Source organism: Massilia sp. NP310 (genome assembly GCF_019443485.1).
Taxonomy (GTDB): Bacteria; Pseudomonadota; Gammaproteobacteria; order Burkholderiales; family Burkholderiaceae_D; genus Telluria; species Telluria timonae.
Map to the genome: position 1 here is coordinate 5,407,500 of NZ_CP080379.1, position 19,634 is coordinate 5,427,133.

19 protein-coding genes are annotated in these 19,634 nt (G+C 66.7%); 8 read left to right on the forward strand and 11 right to left on the reverse strand.

The window, feature by feature from the left end:
• Window positions 1-17 precede the first annotated feature (17 nt).
• The gene (locus KY496_RS23910; protein ID WP_219862751.1) at window positions 18-1,079 is read left to right on the forward strand and encodes a S1/P1 nuclease; all 1,062 of its coding nucleotides are present in this window, start codon (window positions 18-20) and stop codon (window positions 1,077-1,079) included.
• A gap of 92 nt (window positions 1,080-1,171) precedes the next feature.
• Window positions 1,172-2,047: a MipA/OmpV family protein gene (locus KY496_RS23915; protein WP_219862753.1), complete on the forward strand. Its 876-nt coding sequence runs from the start codon at window positions 1,172-1,174 to the stop codon at window positions 2,045-2,047.
• Between the two features lie 50 nt (window positions 2,048-2,097).
• Here KY496_RS23915 and KY496_RS27385 read toward each other — a convergent pair whose 3' ends face one another.
• The 6 genes from KY496_RS27385 to KY496_RS23945 form a co-directional block, all read right to left on the reverse strand.
• Window positions 2,098-3,717: a methyl-accepting chemotaxis protein gene (locus tag KY496_RS27385; protein ID WP_005668332.1), complete on the reverse strand. Its 1,620-nt coding sequence runs from the start codon at window positions 3,715-3,717 to the stop codon at window positions 2,098-2,100.
• 254 nt (window positions 3,718-3,971) lie between these two features.
• Entirely contained in the window at window positions 3,972-4,937 is a 966-nt protein-coding gene (locus KY496_RS23925; protein ID WP_005668334.1) for an ABC transporter permease, read from the reverse strand.
• 3 nt (window positions 4,938-4,940) lie between these two features.
• Entirely contained in the window at window positions 4,941-6,035 is a 1,095-nt protein-coding gene (locus KY496_RS23930) for an ABC transporter permease (protein ID WP_005668335.1), read from the reverse strand.
• On the reverse strand, window positions 6,032-7,558 hold the full coding sequence (locus KY496_RS23935) for an ABC transporter ATP-binding protein (protein WP_219862755.1): 1,527 nt from the start codon (window positions 7,556-7,558) through the stop codon (window positions 6,032-6,034). Before KY496_RS23935 ends, KY496_RS23930 begins: the two co-directional genes overlap by 4 nt.
• A 94-nt stretch (window positions 7,559-7,652) precedes the next feature.
• A complete protein-coding gene (locus KY496_RS23940) occupies window positions 7,653-8,669 on the reverse strand; it encodes a BMP family protein (protein WP_219862757.1) in 1,017 nt (338 codons plus the stop codon).
• Window positions 8,670-9,034: 365 nt separating this feature from the next.
• Window positions 9,035-9,973 carry an alpha/beta hydrolase gene (locus KY496_RS23945; protein ID WP_005668341.1) on the reverse strand — a complete coding sequence of 313 codons (939 nt, stop codon included), beginning with the start codon at window positions 9,971-9,973 and terminating at the stop codon, window positions 9,035-9,037.
• A gap of 189 nt (window positions 9,974-10,162) precedes the next feature.
• On the opposite strand from KY496_RS23945, the gene KY496_RS23950 reads away from it, so the two are divergent.
• The 5 genes from KY496_RS23950 (at window position 10,163) to KY496_RS23970 (ending at window position 13,146) form a co-directional block, all read left to right on the forward strand.
• Window positions 10,163-10,465: a YciI-like protein gene (locus tag KY496_RS23950; protein ID WP_005668343.1), complete on the forward strand. Its 303-nt coding sequence runs from the start codon at window positions 10,163-10,165 to the stop codon at window positions 10,463-10,465.
• 79 nt (window positions 10,466-10,544) lie between these two features.
• A complete protein-coding gene (locus tag KY496_RS23955) occupies window positions 10,545-11,261 on the forward strand; it encodes a DUF969 domain-containing protein (protein WP_005668345.1) in 717 nt (238 codons plus the stop codon).
• Window positions 11,258-12,214 (forward strand): DUF979 domain-containing protein, encoded by a 957-nt coding sequence (locus KY496_RS23960; RefSeq protein ID WP_005668346.1) that lies wholly within the window; start codon window positions 11,258-11,260, stop codon window positions 12,212-12,214. Before KY496_RS23955 ends, KY496_RS23960 begins: the two co-directional genes overlap by 4 nt.
• A gap of 7 nt (window positions 12,215-12,221) precedes the next feature.
• On the forward strand, window positions 12,222-12,887 hold the full coding sequence (gene pcp / locus KY496_RS23965) for a pyroglutamyl-peptidase I (protein ID WP_005668348.1): 666 nt from the start codon (window positions 12,222-12,224) through the stop codon (window positions 12,885-12,887).
• Between the two features lie 22 nt (window positions 12,888-12,909).
• Entirely contained in the window at window positions 12,910-13,146 is a 237-nt protein-coding gene (locus KY496_RS23970) for a hypothetical protein (protein WP_005668350.1), read from the forward strand.
• A gap of 489 nt (window positions 13,147-13,635) precedes the next feature.
• Here the strand turns inward: KY496_RS23970 and KY496_RS23975 are convergent, their stop codons facing one another.
• The gene (locus KY496_RS23975; protein ID WP_005668352.1) at window positions 13,636-14,064 is read right to left on the reverse strand and encodes a DUF2141 domain-containing protein; all 429 of its coding nucleotides are present in this window, start codon (window positions 14,062-14,064) and stop codon (window positions 13,636-13,638) included.
• A 135-nt stretch (window positions 14,065-14,199) separates the two neighbouring features.
• Between KY496_RS23975 and KY496_RS23980 the strand changes: the two genes are divergently transcribed.
• Entirely contained in the window at window positions 14,200-14,736 is a 537-nt protein-coding gene (locus KY496_RS23980) for a sterol desaturase family protein (RefSeq protein WP_005668353.1), read from the forward strand.
• On the opposite strand, the gene crtB is transcribed toward KY496_RS23980, so the two are convergent.
• The 4 genes from crtB to KY496_RS24000 are packed head-to-tail and all read right to left on the reverse strand — an operon-like array spanning window position 14,630 to window position 19,632.
• Window positions 14,630-15,625, reverse strand: coding sequence for a 15-cis-phytoene synthase CrtB (gene crtB / locus KY496_RS23985; RefSeq protein WP_005668355.1), 996 nt, complete (start codon window positions 15,623-15,625; stop codon window positions 14,630-14,632). The two genes, KY496_RS23980 and crtB, sit on opposite strands and share 107 nt — an antisense overlap.
• A complete protein-coding gene (locus tag KY496_RS23990; protein ID WP_219862759.1) occupies window positions 15,622-17,148 on the reverse strand; it encodes a phytoene desaturase in 1,527 nt (508 codons plus the stop codon). The genes crtB and KY496_RS23990 overlap by 4 nt, the downstream gene beginning before the upstream one ends.
• The gene (gene crtY / locus KY496_RS23995) at window positions 17,145-18,329 is read right to left on the reverse strand and encodes a lycopene beta-cyclase CrtY (protein WP_219862761.1); all 1,185 of its coding nucleotides are present in this window, start codon (window positions 18,327-18,329) and stop codon (window positions 17,145-17,147) included. The genes KY496_RS23990 and crtY overlap by 4 nt, the downstream gene beginning before the upstream one ends.
• Window positions 18,322-19,632: a glycosyltransferase gene (locus tag KY496_RS24000; protein WP_219862763.1), complete on the reverse strand. Its 1,311-nt coding sequence runs from the start codon at window positions 19,630-19,632 to the stop codon at window positions 18,322-18,324. Before KY496_RS24000 ends, crtY begins: the two co-directional genes overlap by 8 nt.
• Window positions 19,633-19,634: the final 2 nt, after the last annotated feature.

Sequence of the window (19,634 nt, forward strand, 5' to 3'; positions counted from 1 at the left end):
ATCAACAAGGAATCACCATGAAAAAACTCGCATGCGCGCTGGCGCTGACCGGCGTCTTCGCATCGGTGGCCGCGCCCGACGCCGCCGCCTGGGGCCGCGACGGCCACCGCGCCATCGGCGCCATCGCCGACCGCCTGCTCAAGGGCAGCAACGCGCAAAAGGAAATCGCGCAGCTCTTGCAGCCGGGCGAATCGCTGGCGTCGATGGCCAGCTGGGCCGACTGCGTCAAGGGCACCTACTGCGGCCCGCAGACGCCCGAGATGGTCGAGTACGTGGCCGCCAATCCGCGCCACAGCGAATACCACTACACCAATGTGCCGTTCCAGCTGGACCACTACCATGAACACGGCGTGGGCACGAGCGAGGTCGACATCGTGCAGACGCTGGAGCAGTGCATCGCCGTCCTGCAAGGCAAGACCGACCCTGCCCTGAACCCGCACAAGTTCACCAAGCGCCAGGCCCTGATCCTGCTGACCCACTTCGCCGGCGACATCCACCAGCCGCTGCACGTGGGTTCGGCTTTCGTTTCCAAGGACGGCCAGTTCGTGGTGCCGAAAGACCGCGCCGAGATCGACGAGACCCTGGTCTTCGACTCGCGCGGCGGCAACAACCTGCTGCTGGATAACGAGCGCCTGTCGGCCCTGTCGGCCGGCGTGATCCCGGCCGGCGAGCCAATCGTCGTCAAGGAAGGCGTGCCGGCGGCGCTGACCAAGCCGTTCCACTCCTACTGGGACAGCACCACGGTCGATTACGCCTTCCGCCGCATCAAGACCCGCACGCCGGAGCAGTTCGCCGACGTCGCGGTCGCCAGCCGGCCACAGATCAAGCGGGCGCAGGGCGATGTCTCGACCTGGCCGTTGCAGTGGGTCGAGGACGGCCTGGTGTCGGCCAAGCTGGCCTACAAGGACGTGACACCTGGAAAGCTGACCCCGCAGACCAGCAAGAAGGGCGAGACCTATTACACCTTCGCGCTCGAAGTGCCGCAGAACTACCCGGTGCCGAGCTCGGAGATCGCCAAGACCCAGCTGATCAAGGGCGGCTACAACCTGGCGGCGATGCTGCAGGCGATCTGGCCATAATTTTGCGCCGCGCCGATCCCCGGTCGCGTATGGCGCATTTTTTTCGTGGCCTCGGCTAGAATCGCGTCATCCCGACCAGATTCCGAGGCCACATGCATCCCACCCTCAAGGCCGCTATCGCGGCCGCATGCCTGATTCCCTCCCTCCACGCCAGCGCGCAGTCGCCCGAACTGGCGCCCGCCTCGGCCGGTTTGCCGCTCTGGGAATTCGGCGTGGGGGCCTTCGGCCTCACGGCGCCGGCCTATCCCGGCGCCGACGATCGCAACAACCGCGTCCTGCCCGTGCCCTACCTGCTGTACCGCGGCGAAGTGCTGCGCGCCGACCAGTCGGGCATCGGTGCGCGCCTGTTCCGTTCCGACCGGCTCGAGTTCGATGTCGGCCTGGCCGGCGCCTTGCCATCCGATTCCGACGACGTCGAGATCCGCGCCGGCATGCCCGACCTGGGAGCACTGTTCGAATTCGGTCCACGCCTGAAGATCCGGGTGGCCGATTTCGACGAGCGCAGCCGCCTGCGCGCGGAGCTGCCGCTGCGCGCCGTGATCGAGGCAAGGGGAGGGCTGCGGCGCCAGGGCTGGACCTTCGAGCCCAAGCTGGCGTATGAGACGCGTGGCGAACGCGGGCTGTGGAGCGTCGAGGGGAATGTCTCGGTCGTGTTCGGCGACAAGCGCATCAACCGCTATTTCTACGAGGTGCAGCCGCAGTATGCGAACGCGTCGCGCGCCGCTTATGGCGCCGACGCCGGCCTGATGCTGACCCGCGTCGGCCTATTCGCCACGCGCCAATTGAATCCGGATGTGCGCCTGTTCGGCTTCGTGCGCTTCGAATCGTATGCGGGCAGCGCCAACCGCGACAGCCCGCTGCACCTCAAGAACACCGGCACCTCGGCCGGCATCGGCTTTGCCTGGACCCTGGCGCGCTCGAGCCGCCGCGCGGCCGGCTATGAGCCGGTCGATCCGGTCACGCCATAAAAAAACGCCGGGACCAGCCCGGCGTCAAACGAAGACACGAATCGTCGGCGTCAGGCCGCCTGGCGCATCGCCAGGGCCGGACGGCCGGCGTTCTTGAGCGCAGGACGGCCGGCAGCCGCTTCGGGCTCGAAGCGGAAGGTCGACACCAGCTGCGCCAGCAATTGCGCCTGTTCGCGCATCGAGGTCGAGGCAGCCGCCGCTTCTTCCACCAGCGCCGCGTTCTGCTGCGTCACCTGGTCCATCTGGGCGATCGCCTGGTTCACCTGCTCGATGCCGGCCGACTGCTCCTGGCTGGCCATGGCGATGCCCGACATGATCGCGGTGACGCGGCCGATGCTGTCCACGATTTCCTGCATGGTCGCGCCGGCATCCGACACCAGGCGGCTGCCTTCCTCGACCTTGGCGCTCGAGTCGCCGATCAGGGTCTTGATTTCCTTGGCCGCCGCCGCCGAACGCTGGGCCAGGTTGCGCACCTCGCTCGCCACGACCGCGAAGCCGCGGCCCTGTTCGCCGGCGCGCGCCGCTTCCACGGCCGCATTCAGCGCCAGGATATTGGTCTGGAAGGCGATGCCGTCGATGACCGAGATGATGTCGACGATCTTCTTCGACGAATCGTTGATCGCGTCCATGGTCTGCACCACGCGGCCGACGGTCTCGCCGCCGCGGCCCGCCACTTGCGAGGCGGTCTGCGCCAGCGCATTGGCTTCGCGCGCATTGTCGGCGTTCTGCTTCACGGTCGAGGTCAGTTCTTCCATCGACGACGCGGTCTCTTCCAGCGCGCCGGCCTGCTGCTCGGTGCGCGACGACAGTTCGAGGTTGCCGGCCGAAATCTGGTCGGCCGCTTCGACGATGGTCTCGGTGCCGCTGCGCACCTGGCCGACGATGCCCACCAGGTTGTCGTTCATGTCCTTCAGGGCGCCCATCAGCACGCCGGTTTCGTTGCTGCCCTGGGCGACGATGCGGCTGCTCAAGTCACCGGTTGCGACGGTCTGGGCCACGGCCACGGCTTCTTCCAACGGCGCGGTGATGCGGCGGCCGATCCACCAGGCGAAGGCGGCGCCGGCCACCAGGGCGATCGCGGCCAGGGTCAGCTGCAGGTTCAGGCTGGTCTTGAAGCCGTCATCGATCGACTGCGCATCGGCTTCGACCACCTTCTTCTGGTACTCGACGATCGCGCGCAGGCTCTCGATGTACGACTTCACACGCGGCAGCATGTCCTTGGCCAGGAATTCGCGCACCGCTTCGTCGTCGCCGGCCGCTTTTTTCTCCAGCACGCTCTTGCGCGCGGCGCGGTAGCCTTCGCGCTGCTCGTCGACCTTGTCGAACAGGGCCATCGCCGCGGCGTCGTCCTTCAGGCTTTCGATCAGGCCCTTGTGCAGCACGTCCGAACGCTTGGACGAGGAGGCGATATCGTCGAGGAAGTATTTCTCGTCGGCGGCGTCAGCCATCTTGATGGCGGCGATCGTGCGCGCCGCATTGGTTTCGATGATGGCCTGCCATTCCTGCAGCATGGCCAGACGCTCCATGCTTTCGGTGGTCAGCCTGTCGGTCAAGTCTTCCGCCTTCTTGGTCTGGATCAGGCCGATGCCGACCAGGATCAGCATTGCCGCAAGCAGGGTAGCGAAGCCGCCGAACAGGAGGCTGCGCAGCTTGATGTTCTCGATTGCCATAAGTTTCCTATAGAGAAAATTTGCATGTCAACGACCATGGTCTGTTCGTTGCCATACGGAAAGTCGGTATTTTCTCAGACTGGACAGCAATTTCCGAACAAGATTGCATTTTGTATGCCAAATTTCTTGATATGTGTGGCAATGCAGTCACGTTCACTTGTCATCACAACAAGTGATAGCTGATTTCGCGCTGCGAGGCGGGGCAGGGAAGGAGAAAACGCCTGCCCGCGAACGCGGGCAGGCGAAGGTATTGCTCAGCGCGACTTGACGAAGGGTTTGCCCAGCGCTTTCGGCGCCACCGACTTGGCCATCAGGCCAGCCAGCACGACCACGGTGACGATGTACGGGATCATCTGAATCAGCGAGCCCGGGATGCGGCCCACGACCGGCAGGTCGACGCCTTCGATCTGGATCTGCACCGCGGCGAAGAAGCCGAACATCATGCAGCCGAGCACCGTGTGCAGCGGACGCCAGTTGCCGAACACCAGGGCGGTCAGCGCCAGGTAGCCGGCGCCGGCCGACATGTCGCGCAGGAAGAAGCCGCTCTGGACGATCGACAGGTAGGCGCCCGAGAACGAGCACAGCACGCCGGCGATGATCATCGCCGTGTAGCGGGTGCGCTGGACCGAGATGCCGGCGGCGTCGGCCGCGTGCGGATTCTCTCCGCAGGCGCGCAGGCGCAGGCCGAAGCGGCTGTGGAACAGCACCCAGTGCACGATCGGCAGCAGGGCGAAGGCGAAGTACACCAGCGGCGAGTGGCCGCCGATCAGGCGCGTCCAGACCCAGCCCAGGCCGGGGATGTCGGCCACCAGGTCGGAACCCGGCAGCACCACGGTCGACAGGCGCGCCTCGCCCAGGTCCGGCGTACGGCCGCCCTGCTGGAAGAAGTACTGGGCCACGACAAAAGTCAGGCCGCTCATCGCGATATTGATGGCGATGCCCGCCACCAGCTGGTTGCCCTTCTGGGTGATCGAGACGAAGGCCTGCACCAGGGCCAGTGCGACTGATGCGAGGATGCCGGCGGCGATGCCGATCCACGGGTCCTGGTAGGTGTAGGCGACGCCGGCCGAGACGAAGGCCGAGGCCAGGATCTTGCCCTCGAGGCCGATGTCGACCACGCCGCTGCGTTCGGCGAACAGGCCGGCCATGGCCGCGAAGATCAGCACCGGCGCGTTGCGGATGGTGGAGACGACGATGCTGGCGAACTGGAAGTCTTCCATGGCTTATCCCTTGCTACGACGAGTGGCGTTGATCAGTTTCAGCAGCGCCGGTCCATACATGTTTTCCATGGCGCCGCAGAACAGGATGATCAGGCCCTGGATGAAAATGAAGGTCTCTTGCGGGATGTTCGGCTTTTCCAGCGACAGGTCGAAGCCGCCCTGGATCAGCGCGCCGAACAGCACCGACGACAGCAGGATGCCGACCGGATGCTGGCGGCCCATCAGCGCGATCGCGATGCCGATGAAGCCGGCGCCGGCCGGGAAGTTCAGGCTCAGGTAGTGGGTCGAGCCGAGGATCGAGTTCACCGCCGCCAGGCCGGCCAGGGCGCCCGAGATCAGCATCGCGACGATGATGGTGCGGCTGATGCGCACGCCGGCGTAGTGGGCGGCGTGGGCGTTCAGGCCGGTCGCCTGCAGCTTGTAGCCCCAGCTCGAACGCGACACCGCCACCCAATAGACCACCAGCGCGACCAGGGCCAGGATGAAGGCCAGGTTGAGCGGCGTGTTCTCGCCGAAGAACGGCAGCCAGGTCGACAGCTGCGGGATCGCCGCGGCGTCCGAGAACACGCGGCTGGCCGGGTTCTGGTCGCCCTCGGGGATCATGTACTTGACGATGATGAAATTCATCAGGCCGGCGGCGATGAAGTTGAACATGATGGTCGTGACCACCACGTGGCTGCCGCGCCTGGCCTGCAGGTAGCCGGGCAGGAAGGCCCAGGCCGCGCCGAACAGGGCGCTGGCGACGATCGCCAGCGGGATCAGGAGCCAGGCGGAGAGCGAGGCGTCGAACGCCAGCATCGCCAGGGTCAGGCCCAGGCCGCCCAGGTACATCTGGCCTTCGGCGCCGATGTTGAACAGGCCCGCCTTCATCGCGATCGACACGGCCAGGCCGGTGAAGACGAACGTGGAGGCGTAGAACAGCGTGTAGCTCAGGCCTTCCGGATTGATGACGGCGCTGTTGACGAGGATCTGCAGCGATTCGACCGGGCTCTCGCCCAGCAGGTGGATGACCAGCGCGGCGACCAGCAGCGCGGACAGCAGGTTCAGGACCGGCAGGACGAAGCCCGAGGCCCAGCGTGGGAGTTCAGTCGTTTTCATGATTTGTGCATCCCGCCCATCAGGAGGCCGATGCGGGTGGTGTCGAATTCGTCAATATGGAGTTCGCCGGTGACGCGGCCGCCCGACATCACGACGATGCGGTCGCTGAGTGCGCGCACTTCTTCCAGCTCGGTCGACACCAGCAGGATGGCCACGCCTTCGTCGCGCAGGCGCAGCAGCTGGGTGTGGATGCTCTCGATGGTGCCGATGTCGACGCCGCGGGTCGGCTGGCCGACCAGCATCAGCTTCGGCGCGGCCGACACTTCGCGCGCGATCACGACCTTCTGCTGGTTGCCGCCCGAGAGCAGGCCGATGCGCACATTGGGGTCTTTCGGGCGCACGTCGAATTCCTCGAGCAAGCCGGCGCAGCGTTTGGCGATGGCGTCGAAGTCGAACAGGCCGCGCTTCGTGACGCGGTCCTGGTAGCCGAACACGGTGTTCTGCATGACCGAGAAATCCTTGATCACGCCGTCGCGCAGGCGGTCTTCCGGCACGTGGCCGATGCCGAGGTCACGAAATAGGGCGGGCAGGCCGTCGGCGTTGGCGCGGCCGGCGAAGGGCAGCGGCGCGCCTTCCATCGTCACCTTGCCGGAAGTCGGCAGGCGCATGCCCGCCAGGATTTCCATCAGCTCGCTCTGGCCATTGCCCGAGACGCCGGCGATGGCGACGATCTCGCCGGCGCGCACGTCCAGGGCAATGTCGGCCAGCAGCTGGACGCCGTTGGCGTCCTTCAGCTCCAGGCCCTCGACCTGCAGCACCGGCGCGCCGGGGGCGTGCGGTTTGCGCGGCAGGTTGCCCTCGATCGGGCGGCCCACCATCATGTTCGCGAGCTGCTCCTTCGAGGTGTCGCGGGTGGCGACGGCGCCGGCCACGCGGCCAGCGCGCATCACCGTCACCTGGTCGGTGATCTCCATGATCTCGCCCAGCTTGTGGGTGATCAGGATGATGGTCTTGCCCTGTTCCTTGAACAGTCGCAGGATGTCGAACAGCGAGGCGATCTCTTGCGTGGTGAGCACTGCGGTCGGCTCGTCCAGGATCAGGATCTCGGCGCTGCGGTAGATCTGCTTGAGGATCTCGACCCGTTGCTGGGCGCCGACCGACAGGGTCGAGATGACCGCCAGCGGATCGACGTCGAGGTGGTAGCGGGCGCAGATCTCGCGCAGCTTGGCTTCGGTCTCGGTACGCTTCTTCGCCAGCTTGAAGCCGCCCTCGGCGCCGAGCATCACGTTATCGAGCACGGTCATGTTCTCGACCAGCATGAAGTGCTGGTGGACCATGCCGATGCCCAGGTCGATCGCCTCCTGGCTGGAGCGGATCTTCTGCTCGGCGCCGTTGATGACGAGCTGCCCGCTGTCGGCATGGTAGTAGCCGTACAGGATGCTCATCAGGGTGGATTTGCCGGCGCCATTTTCGCCGATCACGCCATGGATCGAGCCCTTGGCGATCGAGAAGCTGACGTCGGCGTTCGCCTGCACAGGCCCGAAGGCCTTGCTGATGTTGCGAAATTCTACGGCTGGCTGCATTGCGATCTGTCGTAAATATGAGTGTGCTTATCATTCAAAAGCGCGCCGGGCCGGTTGAAGCCGGCGCGGCGCGCTTTGAATGGGAATGAAAAGATCAGACCGGGCAGCTGCTGCCTGCGCGGTAATCGATGACCTTGATCTTGCCGTTGATGATGTCCTGGCGCACGGCGTTGACGCGCTTTTCGATCTCGGGCGTGACCACCTTGCGGTTGTCCTTGTCCAGCACCCAGTCCACGCCGCCTTCCTTCAGGCCCTTGTAGTGCACGCCAGCCTTCCAGCTGCCGTTCTTGACGGCCATGAAGGAGTCGTACACGGCCACGTCGACGCGCTTGACCATCGAGGTCAGCATGGTGCCCGGATGCATGTAGTTCTGGTTCGAGTCGACGCCGATCGCCAGCTTGCCGCGTTCCTTGGCGGCCTGCAGCGTGCCCATGCCGCTGCCGCCGGCCACCGCGAACACGACGTCGACGCCGCGCGCGAACTGCGCGCGCGCCAGCTCGCCGCCCTTGGCCGGGTCGTTCCAGGCGGCGGCGGTGGTGCCGACCATGTTCTGGACGATCTCGATCTTCGGCGCCTGGGCCTTGGCGCCCTGGCCGTAGCCGCAGGCGAAGGCGCGGATCAGCGGGATGTCCATGCCGCCCACGAAGCCGAGCTTCTTGGACTTGGAGGCCATGGCGGCGGCCACGCCGACCAGGTAGGAGCCTTCCTGTTCCTTGAACATCACCGATTCGATGTTCGGGCCTTGCGCGACGCTGTCGATCAGCACGAAGCGCACGTTCGGGAATTCACGGGCGACCTTCTGGACGGCCTGGGTTTGCGAGAAACCGATGGCGGCGATCATGTCGACCTTCTTGCGCGCCAGGCCGCGCATGACCTGCTCGGCCTGGGTATCGCTATTGGCCTGGACTTCGAACACCTTGACGCCGGTCTCCTTCGAGAAGCGCTGCAGGCCTTCGAAGGCCGACTGGTTGAACGATTTGTCGAATTTGCCGCCCGCATCGTAGACCATGCCGAGCTTCGGCTGCGCGATCGGACCTGCTGCCGGCGCGGCCAATGCACTGCCTGCGACGCACAGCGCCGCGATGGTCATGCTGAGTTGCTTAAATTTCATCAATGGGCTCCTGGAATAGCGATATTGTACCCGCGGCATGGTGGCCGATGGTAAGGGCTGCGCAATTGCGACCTCGAGCGACATGGCGGGGACGGCACTTCGCGCTGTGCGATTGTGTCAGTCCGGCGATCCGCAGGAAGTTACGGTTTGTATCTGGCGACTATTTTCTCAGCAGAAGGGCATACGTGTAGCACGGCCACAACAGGCTGGGAGGGTCGATCTGGCTGAAGTGAGCAAATCATGAGCAAACTCACGCCATTTCAGCGCAAGCTGTCAAATATGCATCAACCTGCAAGTTGATGACAAATACGATTTTACTTGCCAATTTATTCGTTGGAAATATAACTGCTGACAACTTTCAGCAATTATTTTGTCGCGAGGACGAAATCGGCGGGCGTCGGCACCGCCTCGGCGGGTGGTTCGGCGGTGGCGACCGCGTCGGCAACGGCCGCCGCGGCGGCCGGCGTCACCGGCTGGCTGAACTGGCGCGTGAGAAAGCCCGCGATCATGTCCTGGGTCGATGCCAGGTAGGGGATGTTCATGTGGTCGGAGTCGGGCACGATGTCGTCCGCCACCAGCTGGCCCAGCTTGGCCACCAGCAGGTCGGTATGCGTGTGCGGCACCACGTCGTCGCTGGCTGCGCGCAGCACATAGGTCGGCGCCTTGAGCGAGGGCGCGTACTTGATCGACTCGAAGCGGTGCTGCAGCATGTACTCGATCGGCATCACGCGGAAGCGTCGCTTGGCGATCGCCAGGATCGAATCGTAGGGCGTGATCAGGACCACGGAATGGGCGGGCCGCTCCTTGGCGACCTGCACCGCGACGCCCGAACCCAGGCTGCGGCCGACCACGGCGATGCGGTGCGGATCGACCTGGCCGCGCGTGGCGAGCCAGTCGTACAGCAGGCAGCCGTCTTCGATCATGTGGATCTCGGCCGGCACGCCCTGCGATTCGCCATAGCCGCGGTAGTTCATCGCCAGCACGGTCATGTTGGGGAACAGCTTGCCCGCATCGCGCACGACCCAGGACACTTCTTCGGAACGGCCGCCGAAATACAGCACCGCCGGGCGCGGACCGGGAATGGTCGGGGTCATCAGCCAACCCGAGAGGCGGGTGCCGTCGTTGGCGCGCAAGACCACGGGACGGGTGCGGTGGCCGCTGCTGCGCGGGCTTTTCACCTCGCGCTCGAGCGTCGGATTGAAGACCAGGCGGCGCTGGTTGGCGGCGACGGCCGCCGTCAGCCCCAGCCACAGCATGCTGGCAAAGCCCGTGATCCCCGCCGCCATTTTCTTCGACATATCCATGACTGACAGTCTACGCCAGCCGCTGAGTTTTGTTTTGTGTGATGCCTCTCACTGTCGGGCGGGCCATGCGAAACGGGTCAAGAAGTTGTTTTAAACCAACATCGAGCGCTGCCGTCGTGCTGGTGCCGCCGTCGGGCGATTGCGGGTACGATGTACGTTCACATTCATCCAAGCCATCCTGGAGACGCCGTGCATTACCTGCTCACCTATGACCTCGCCCCCGACTACCTCGAACGCCGCGGCGAATTCCGCGACGAACACCTGAAGCTGGCCTGGGAAGCGCAGGAACGCGGCGAACTGGTGCTGGCCGGCGCGCTGGCCGAGCCGGCCGATCATGCGGTGCTGGTCTTCGATTGCGAGACGGCCGAACCGGTCCAGCTGTTCGCGGCGCGCGACCCCTACGTCACCCATGGCCTGGTGCGCGCCTTCCACGTGCGCCAGTGGAATACGGTGGTCGGTGACCTGGCGGGCAATCCCGTACGGCCTGCCTGAATCGCCGCCTGAGTTCTTGCCGAATTAACACACAAGATCGGGTAACATCCTCGGCTTGTCGAACATTGCCGGGGAATCCATGCAATCTGCTGTCAATCTGTGGCCACTGCTCGGCGTGGTCGTCGTCGTCGCCGGCTTTTTGCTGCGCGCCAATCCGGTGCTGGTCGCCGTCGCCGCCTGCGGCGTGACGGGCGTCGCGGCCGCCATGCCCGTCATGGCCCTGCTCGAGTCGCTCGGCGCCGCCTTCGTCAAGACGCGCAACCTGCCGTTGATCCTGTTGCTGCCGCTGGCCGCGATCGGTCTGCTGGAGCGCTTCGGCCTGCGCGAACAGGCGCAATCGGTGATCGCGAAGGTGCGCTCTGCCACCGCCGGCCGCCTGTTGATCGTCTACCTGTTCGCGCGCGAGAGCACCGCCGCGATGGGGCTGACCAGCCTGGGCGGCCATCCGACGATGGTGCGGCCACTGGTCGCGCCGATGGCCGAGGCGGCTGCGGAAGCGCAGCACGGCAGCCTGCCCGCACGCGTGCGCCATCGCATCCGCGCCATGTCGGCCGCCACCGACAATATCGGCCTGTTCTTCGGCGAAGACATCTTCGTCGCCTTCGGCGCCATCGTCCTGATGCACACGATCCTGCAGGCCGAGGGCATCGAGGTCAATCCGCTGCACATCGCGCTGTGGGGCATCCCGACCGCGATCACCGCCTTCGTGATCCATGCCTGGAACCTGCGCCGGCTCGATGCCGAGATCAGGCGCGAGGTCGGGCGTGACGTGTCGGCGGCGAAGGAGGCGGCATGACCCTCACCATCGACCATTTCTACATCCTGGTCGGCCTCCTGCTCGCCAGTGTCGCCATCATGAACCTGGTGGACCGCAGCAATCCGCGCCGCCATACCACCGCGTTGTTCTGGGGCCTGTATGCCCTGCTGTACCTGGCCGGCGAGCGCATGCCGCCGGCGGCGGTCGGCGCCCTGATGATAGGCATGGCGCTGCTGGCCGGCTTTGGCGGCGTCAAGGCCGGCGCGCCGAAGGCGCTGGAGCCGGAGGCGCGCCGCGCCAGCGCCGCGCGGCTCGGCAACCGCATCTTCATCCCGGCCTTGCTGCTGCCGCTGGTGACCGTGATCGGCGCCACCGTGCTCAAGGACGTTCACATTGGCGGCCTGCCCATGCTCGACCCGGCCCACCTGACCCTGGTCAGCATGGGCTGCGGCGCGGTCGTGGCCCTGGCTGCCGCCTGCTGGCTGACGCGCGCGACGCCGCTGCAGGGCGTGCGCGAGGCGCGGCGCCTGGTCGACGCCATGAGCTGGGCGGTGGTGCTGCCGCACATCCTGGCGGTGCTGGGGCTGCTGTTCTCGGAAGCCGGCGTCGGCAAGGCGGTGGCGCACCTGACGACCACCTATATCGGCATGGATTCGGCATTCGTCGCGGTGGCGGTGTACTGTATCGGCATGGCGCTGTTCACCATCGTGATGGGCAACGGCTTCGCCGCCTTCCCGGTGATGGCGGGCGGCGTCGGCATTCCGGTGCTGATCGGCGTGTATGGCGCCAATCCGGCCGTGATGGCGGCGATCGGCATGTTCAGCGCCTATTGCGGCACCCTGATGACGCCGATGGCGGCCAACTTCAATATCGTGCCGGCGGCGCTGCTCGACCTGCCCGACAAGAACGCGGTGATCCGCGCCCAGATACCGAGCGCGCTGCCGATCCTGATAGCGAATATCTTCCTGCTGTATTTTTTGATGAACCTGTGAGGCCACGATGATCAAGACCGTACTGCTTACCGGCTTCGAGCCGTTCAATGGCGCCAGCATCAACCCGGCCTGGGAAGCGGTGCGCGCGCTCGAAGGCTGGGAAGGCGAGGTGGGGGAACATCGCTTCCGGGTCGAGGTGCGCCAGTTGCCCTGCGTGTTCGGGCAGGCGATCGAAGACCTGGTGGCGATGGTCGACGAGCTGCATCCGGATGTCGCGATCGCCGTCGGCCAGGCCGGCGGACGGCCCGACATCTCGGTCGAGCGCGTGGCGATCAACGTCGACGATGCGGCGATCCTCGACAACGGCGGCCAGCAGCCGGTGGATGCGGCGATCGCGGCCGACGGTCCCGCCGCCTATTTCTCGACCTTGCCGATCAAGGCCATCGTGCGCGCGCTGCGCGAGAAGGGGTTGGTGGCCGGCGTGTCGCAGACCGCCGGCACCTTCGTGTGCAACCATGTGTTCTATGGATTGATGCACCATGCGGCGCGCCAGCCGCAGCCAATGAAGGCCGGTTTCATCCACGTGCCTTTCCTGCCGGAGCAGGCCGCGGCGCGGTCGGATGCGCCGCCGTCGATGGCGCTGGACGACATCATCGCCGGCATCAAGCTGGCGGTGGAGGTGACCGTGAGCATCGAGGCCGACGTGCGCGAAACGGGCGGCGCCACGCACTGAACTTCCCTACTGGCCGGCCCTCATGCTCAAGTCGCTCGCACTGACCGCTCTCACCGTATTGACGGCCTGGCTGCTCATTCCGGTCTTCGTCCTGCCGCCGCTGGCGTTCTACTATGGCTACCAGGGCTACCGGCGGCGTCACGATGGCCGGACGCGCACGAGTATGGGCGCGAAGATACTATCATCGATCCCGATGCTGCTTGCGGCGGCGGTCTTCTGCTTCGGGGTGTTCCTGATCACGACCGAGTATCGAGCCTGAGCGTGGCGGTCTGCCCTTGCCGAGAGTACGAGAAGTCTGACAAGCGAACAGTCTTTGCGCTGGCACTATTGTCGAGCACTTAGTGAATAAAATCATCTCACTACGTGTGCAAGCGAGAAACGATGCCGGACCAAATATTCATTACATCAAGAAAGCAGAGGGAAGGCAGCTACTGTGGACAAAGCAGCGCCCATAGCGGCCAGCGCAAGCACGTGCGCAGCAAGACCTGCATCGGTCACCCTCCGGGCACGGGAAGCGCCGAGCTGGAAATCGCGTGCCGAAGAATCCGTCGCACACAGAGCGGGTCAGGCGCCGCGTCCGGTTGCGGATGACATCCAGTCTGGAATCACGCTACCGGCGGCCACGGAAGAATCGTTCAGCAATCCGGAAAGTCGCCGCAACATCCGTGCCTCGACAGCGAGCAGCCGAATGTGGCCGTCCAGCTCAGCATGGCGGCTTGCGACGCCGCCGCTGCGGGACTGAAGCCGATCAACGCAATTTGATATAGCTGACCGCCTTCTCGTCACGCAGCACGAAGGCTGCATCCTCGAAGCTCGGCGGCCCGAAGCGCCCGCGCGCATCGCGGCTGAAGGCATAGCGCTCCTTCGGGATGCCCAGCGCATTGCGATCGAGCTTGCCGTTGTCGTTCTCGTCCTGGAACGACAGCACGGCCCAGGTGCCGGGCGGCAGGTCGTCGACGGTGACCACGGTCTCGCCCACGCGCGCCGCGGCCGACGCCGCATACGGGCAATCCTTCAGGAAGGTCGCCTTGTCGCAGATCGCGACCCGCACCGTGCCCTTGGCAGTGGTGACGCCCTGGACCCTGACCTCGATCGCCGCGGCCGAAGCAAGACCGGCGGCGCCCACGCCTGACGCCAGCAGGAGGGAAAGACCCAGGGTGCGAAAGATCGACTGCATGAAAACTCCATAAGGTTAGGTGTGAATCGTGTTTGACCGTGTTTGACCGGTCTGCGGCAGCGCCGCGCAACCGTGCGCGCGGGCCGCCATGATAGGCTGTTGATATCCCGTCAACCCGCTCCGGCAGCCCTCATTATGCTTTCCAACGCGCTCATCGTCCTGGCCACCATCGCGTTCATGGAAGTGTTTTCCATCGTCGCGCACAAGTACGTGATGCACGGCTTCGGGTGGGGCTGGCACCGCTCGCACCACGAGCCGCGCACCGGCTGGTTCGAAAAGAACGACCTGTACGCCGTGGTGTTCGCCGGGGTCGCCATCGCCCTGATCTGGTTCGGCACGCGCGGCTACCACCCCCTCGAATGGATCGGCGCCGGCATGACCGCCTACGGCGCCTTGTACTTCATCGCCCACGACGGCCTGGTGCACCAGCGCTGGCCATTCCGCTACGTCCCCCGGAGCGGCTACCTCAAGCGCCTGTACCAGGCCCACCGCATGCACCATGCGGTGGAAGGTAAAGAGGGCGCCGTGTCCTTCGGCTTCCTGTACGCGCCGCCGGTCGCCCGGCTTAAACGTCAGCTGCAGGCGCGGCAGGGCCAGGTGCGCCGCCCGCGCGCCCAGGACGCAGCCACAGATCGCGCCGCCGCGGCGCCCTCGCTGCCCGAGCAGGGCTGAGGCGCGAGGCCAGCGCCTGGGCGCCGCCCAGGGCCAGCAGGCGCAGCTTGGCCGCCTTCGAGGTGCCCACCCGTTCGTCCCAGGCGTGCGCGCCGCGCCGCTTGACTTCGATCCCGATCTGCCGATAGACATTGCGCGCGGTGGCGATCGCCCAGGCCGAACGCAGGGGCAGGGCGGCGATGCCGAGCGTGGCGGACGCGTAATACGGCTCGGCATGGTCGACCAGGCGCGCGGCGACGGTCGCCAGCGCCGCGCGATGGCGCGGCAGGGCCACGTGGTCGGGCTGTATGCCGGCCTCCAGCAGCCATTCGGACGGCACGTAGCAGCGCCCGATCTTCGCATCGTCGATGATGTCGCGCGCGATGTTCGTCAGCTGGAAGGCCAGCCCCAGGTCGCAGGCGCGGTCCAGTACCAGCTCGTCGCGGGCGCCCATGATCGAGGCCATCATCAGGCCCACCACGCCGGCCACGTGGTAGCAGTAGCGCATGGTGTCGTCGATGGTGCGGTAGCGCGCCTCGTTGACGTCCATCGCGAAGCCGGCCAGGTGGTCGAAGGCATAGCGCGGCGCGATCGCGTGGCCCAGCGCCACTTCCTGGAAGGCGGCGAAGGCCGGGGTGCGCATCGGCTCGCCCGAATAGGCGCGCCGGGTGTCGTCGTACAGGCGGTCGAGCTCGAAATTGGCGCCATAGGCGCTCGGCGCGGCGGCGGCGAAGCCCAGTTCCTGGCCGTCGACCACGTCGTCGCAATGGCGGCACCAGGCGTACAGCATCAGCACGCTGCGCCGGGTGGCGGGAGGGAACAGCCTGGCGGCCGCCGCGAAGCTCTTCGACCCGACCGCGATGGTCTGGGTCGCGTGTTCCATCAGCTTGGTGCCGGCGTAGGCGCTCATGAGTGTACCCCGGCATGCACGCCTTCCAGCATCAGGCCGGCGGTCGCCTTGGCCGAGCCGATCACGCCCGGCACGCCGGCGCCGGGATGGGTGCCGGCGCCGACCAGGTACAGGTTGGGCAGCTCGGCGTCGCGGTTGTGCGGGCGGAACCAGGCGCTTTGCGTGAGGATCGGCTCCAGCGAGAAGGCCGAACCCAGGTGGGCGTTGAGTTGGTCGCGGAAATCGTGCGGCGTGAAGATGCGGCTCGTCACCAGCTGGCTGCGCAGGCCCGGCATGTAGCGCCGCTCGAGATAGTCGAAGATACGGTCGCGGTAGCGCGGGCCTTCGGTCTCCCAGTCGATCGGCGCGTTGCCCAGGTGCGGCACCGGCGCCAGCACGTAGTGGCTGCCGCAGCCGGGCGGCGCGAGCGAGGGATCGGTGACGCAGGGCGCGTGCAGGTAGAGCGAGAAGTCGTCGGCCAGTTGCTGGCCGTGGAAGATGTCCTTGATCAGCTCGCGGTAGCGCGGGCCGAAGCATACCGTGTGGTGCTGCAGCTGCTCGTGGTGTTTATTCAAGCCGAAGTACAGCACGAACAGCGAATTGCTGAAGCGTTTCTTCTTGAGCGCTTCGCCGTGGCTGCTGCCGCGGCCATGGTTCTTCAGCAGGTCGGCATAGGTGTGCACCACGTCGGCGTTCGATGCCACGGCGTCGGCCATGAACCAGCGGCCGTCTTCCAGCCGCACGCCGCTGGCGAGATTGCCGGCGGTCTCGATGCGCGCCACCGATGCGTTCAGTTCCAGCTTGCCGCCCATGTCCTCGAACAGCCGCACCAGGCCTTTCACGAGCTCGCCGGTGCCGCCGCGCGGGAACCACACGCCCCAGCGCCGTTCGAGCGCGTGAATGAGGGTATAGATCGACGAGGTGGCGAACGGGTTGCCGCCCACCAGCAGCGAGTGGAAGGAAAACGCCTGGCGCAGCTGCTCGTCCTTCACGAAGCGCGACACCATGCCGTACACGCTCTTCCACGCCTCCAGCCGCGCAAGTTGCGGACCGGCCTGGATCATGTCGCGGAAGGAGAGGAAGGGCACGGCGCCCAGCTTCAGGTAACCCTCGTCGAACACCGCCTTCGAGTACGCCAGGAAGCGCCGGTAGCCGGCGACGTCGGCCGGGTTGCGCGCATGAATCTGGCGGTCCAGCGCATCCTGGTCGTTGGCGTAGTCGAAGTGGCTGCCGTCTTCCCAGCACAGGCGGTAGAAGGGCGTGACCGGCAGCATCTCGACGTAGTCGCCCATCCGCTTGCCGCACAGGGTGAACAGTTCTTCGATCGCCGACGGATCGGTGATGACGGTCGGGCCGGCGTCGAACACGAAGCCCTGGTCCTCGTAGACGTAGGCGCGGCCGCCCGGCTTGTCGCGCTGTTCGAGCAAGGTCGTTTGCATGCCGGCGGCCTGCAGGCGGATGGCCAGCGCCAGGCCGCCGAATCCGGCGCCGATCACGACGGCGCGCTTCGGTTCGAGTCTCGGCTTGAAATTCATCTGGTTCATTCTGCGGTCCTGATTAGATGTGGTTGTGTCTTGCGGACGGCGGAAAAAGCTTCCAGCACCGGCACCGGCGGCTTGCCGGTCAAGAGGCGCACCTTGTCGCCCAAGGTCGGGTGGCCGGCGTAGAAGCGCGCGATCAAGGGCGCGGGGAGGCCATAGAAACGCTGCATCACGCGCCAGCGGTGATCGGGGCTCCCGGCCAGGAACAGCATGCGGTTGAGCATGCGGAAAAAGCGCTGTTCATCCCAGGCTTGCCGCGCCTGCGCGCGGATGGCGGCGAACAGCGTCGGGGCCGATAGGTCCGGCAGCGCGGCGACGCGCTCGGCCAGCCGCACCGCGTGCGGCAGGGAATAGCCGGTGGTCGGGTGGAACAGGCCGGCGCGCAGGCCGACGCTGGGCTGGCCGTGAAGCGCGTCCCAGAAGCGCTCGAAGTCGCCTGCCAGCACGATCGGCAGCGAGCCTTGCTCCTCGCGCAGCACGTCGCGCACGCGCCAGCCGCGCGCGTCCACATAGGCGGCGATGTTGGCGCGCAGCCGCTCCGGCTCCCAGGCGGCGCTGTCGACGTAGTGCGTGTCTTCGACAAGCACGCGGTCTGGCCCGAAGGGCAGCAGGTAGACGAAGCGGTAGCCGCCCTGCTGGGCCACGCTGGCGTCCATGATCACCGGCGCCGTCAAGCCGTGGGCGGCGTCGAGCCGCAGTTCCTGGCCGAGGAAGGTCTGGTAGCCGAGCGCGAGGTGGCTGCTGTCGCGCATGCCGCGGCCGTCGATGACGGCGCGCGCGTGCAGGGTTTCGCCATCGGCCAGCCGCACCGTGGTCGGCGTCACCTCGTCGATCCAGACGCCGGTGCGCAGCGCCGCGCCAAGTGCCGGTGCGACGACCTGGGCCAGGTCGTGCGAGGCGATGCTGGCATAGCCCCCCGCCAGTGTGCGGGCCAGATCGGGAAACACCACGTCGTAGCGCGGCCAGCGGTGGGTGACCAGCGGCGCGATCCAGCGCAGTTGCGCGGCATCGAGATCGCTGTCGTGGAACGACCAGGTATGGTTGCCGCCCAGGCGCTTGCCCTGTTCGAGCAGCAGGATGCGCAGTTCGGGGCGCGCGCTGCGCAGGCGCCACGCGGTCAAGCTGTTGGCCAGGCCGCCGCCGGCCAGGATCAGGTCGTAGTCGGGCTTGCCGCGTTCATCCATGGCTGGCCAGGCCTCGGGTCGCGGGTTGCAGGCCGAGCGCGGCCTCGATGACGTCGGCCGCGCGCGGCGCGCCGCCGGCCTGGCGGATCTGGTCGGCCAGCGGTTCCATGCGTTGCCGGAAGCCTGGCTCGTCGAGCAGGCGGCGCAGTTTGCGCGACAGTTCGGCCACCGTCGCGAAGCGCGGCGAGGCGCGCAGGCCGACGCCGGCGTATTCCACGCGGGCGGCGGCGCCCGGATGGTCGAAGGCGATCGGCAGCGCCAGGATCGGCGTGCGGCTGGCGACGGCTTCCATCACGGTGTTGGCGCCGGCATGCGAGATGACGGCGTCGGCGCGCGCCAGCACGGCCAGCTGGGGCACATAGGTGCGCACGCGGGTGTCGCCGATGCGTTCGAGCGCGCGCACCTGGGATCGATCCAGGCCGCCGCAGTGGGCGACCAGCAGTTGCGCGTCCTGGCGCGCGCAGGCCTGCGCGATGCGCTTGAACAGGCCGAAGCGCTGGCTGACCAGGGTGCCGAGCGAGGCGTAGACGAAGGGGCGCGTGCTCGATGCGGACGGCAGCAGCGCCGCCAGTTCTGTCGGCGTCTGGGCCGGCGCCGCGGCCCCGCTGTGCAGCGGGCCGACGTGATGAAAATGCGGCGGCAGCGCGCGCCGCGGAAAATCGAAGCCCGGCACGATCTGGCCGACCTGGGCCAGCGGCGACAGGCAGTCATGCAGTTTTCCGCGCGGACCCAATCCGAGCTGCCGGGCCGCGGCGGAGATGGCGCGCTCGTGCGGCCGCATCATCCAGTCGTAGACCATGGTGCTGCCTTCGACGATCTTGAAGGCGCGCTCGCTGTCTTCATACATGAACGGCATGACGGGCAGCGGAATGCCGGGTTCACGGTTGACCGGCAGCGCGCAGGCGACCGAGACGAACGGCATGCCGGTGCCCTCGGCCACCAGGCCGCCGGCCGCCTCCATCTGGTCGGCGACCAGGAAGTCGACCTGCAGCCGGCGCAGCGCGGCCGGCAGTTCGCGGCACAGCATCGCGGTGCTGGCCGCCATGTCGTGGATCACGCGGCGCAGGCCCAGCGGCGAGCCGGGATTGGCCACCCGCGCCAGCATCGCCGGCAGCGAGCCGGCCGGGTGGGTGTCGAGGCCGACGGCATGGAAGCCGATGCGTTCGTCCTTCACGTAGGCGGCGGCGTCAAGCCGGTGCACGAAGGTGACGCGGTGCCCGCGCGCGATCAGTTCGCGCGCGAGCACCGTCAGCGTATTGAAGTGGCTGTAGAGCGCCGGGGCCACCACCGCGAAATGCGCCATGC

What these genes read in the sequence shown, in the direction of transcription:
- KY496_RS23910 (WP_219862751.1), top strand. Translation starts at nt 18, where the DNA reads ATGAAAAAACTCGCATGCGCGCTGGCGCTGACCGGCGTCTTCGCATCG.
- KY496_RS23915 (WP_219862753.1), top strand. Translation starts at nt 1,172, where the DNA reads ATGCATCCCACCCTCAAGGCCGCTATCGCGGCCGCATGCCTGATTCCC.
- KY496_RS27385 (WP_005668332.1), bottom strand. Translation starts at nt 3,717, where the DNA reads ATGGCAATCGAGAACATCAAGCTGCGCAGCCTCCTGTTCGGCGGCTTC.
- KY496_RS23925 (WP_005668334.1), bottom strand. Translation starts at nt 4,937, where the DNA reads ATGGAAGACTTCCAGTTCGCCAGCATCGTCGTCTCCACCATCCGCAAC.
- KY496_RS23930 (WP_005668335.1), bottom strand. Translation starts at nt 6,035, where the DNA reads ATGAAAACGACTGAACTCCCACGCTGGGCCTCGGGCTTCGTCCTGCCG.
- KY496_RS23935 (WP_219862755.1), bottom strand. Translation starts at nt 7,558, where the DNA reads ATGCAGCCAGCCGTAGAATTTCGCAACATCAGCAAGGCCTTCGGGCCT.
- KY496_RS23940 (WP_219862757.1), bottom strand. Translation starts at nt 8,669, where the DNA reads ATGAAATTTAAGCAACTCAGCATGACCATCGCGGCGCTGTGCGTCGCA.
- KY496_RS23945 (WP_005668341.1), bottom strand. Translation starts at nt 9,973, where the DNA reads ATGGATATGTCGAAGAAAATGGCGGCGGGGATCACGGGCTTTGCCAGC.
- KY496_RS23955 (WP_005668345.1), top strand. Translation starts at nt 10,545, where the DNA reads ATGCAATCTGCTGTCAATCTGTGGCCACTGCTCGGCGTGGTCGTCGTC.
- KY496_RS23960 (WP_005668346.1), top strand. Translation starts at nt 11,258, where the DNA reads ATGACCCTCACCATCGACCATTTCTACATCCTGGTCGGCCTCCTGCTC.
- pcp (WP_005668348.1), top strand. Translation starts at nt 12,222, where the DNA reads ATGATCAAGACCGTACTGCTTACCGGCTTCGAGCCGTTCAATGGCGCC.
- KY496_RS23970 (WP_005668350.1), top strand. Translation starts at nt 12,910, where the DNA reads ATGCTCAAGTCGCTCGCACTGACCGCTCTCACCGTATTGACGGCCTGG.
- KY496_RS23975 (WP_005668352.1), bottom strand. Translation starts at nt 14,064, where the DNA reads ATGCAGTCGATCTTTCGCACCCTGGGTCTTTCCCTCCTGCTGGCGTCA.
- KY496_RS23980 (WP_005668353.1), top strand. Translation starts at nt 14,200, where the DNA reads ATGCTTTCCAACGCGCTCATCGTCCTGGCCACCATCGCGTTCATGGAA.
- crtB (WP_005668355.1), bottom strand. Translation starts at nt 15,625, where the DNA reads ATGAGCGCCTACGCCGGCACCAAGCTGATGGAACACGCGACCCAGACC.
- KY496_RS23990 (WP_219862759.1), bottom strand. Translation starts at nt 17,148, where the DNA reads ATGAACCAGATGAATTTCAAGCCGAGACTCGAACCGAAGCGCGCCGTC.
- crtY (WP_219862761.1), bottom strand. Translation starts at nt 18,329, where the DNA reads ATGGATGAACGCGGCAAGCCCGACTACGACCTGATCCTGGCCGGCGGC.
- KY496_RS24000 (WP_219862763.1), bottom strand. Translation starts at nt 19,632, where the DNA reads ATGGCGCATTTCGCGGTGGTGGCCCCGGCGCTCTACAGCCACTTCAAT.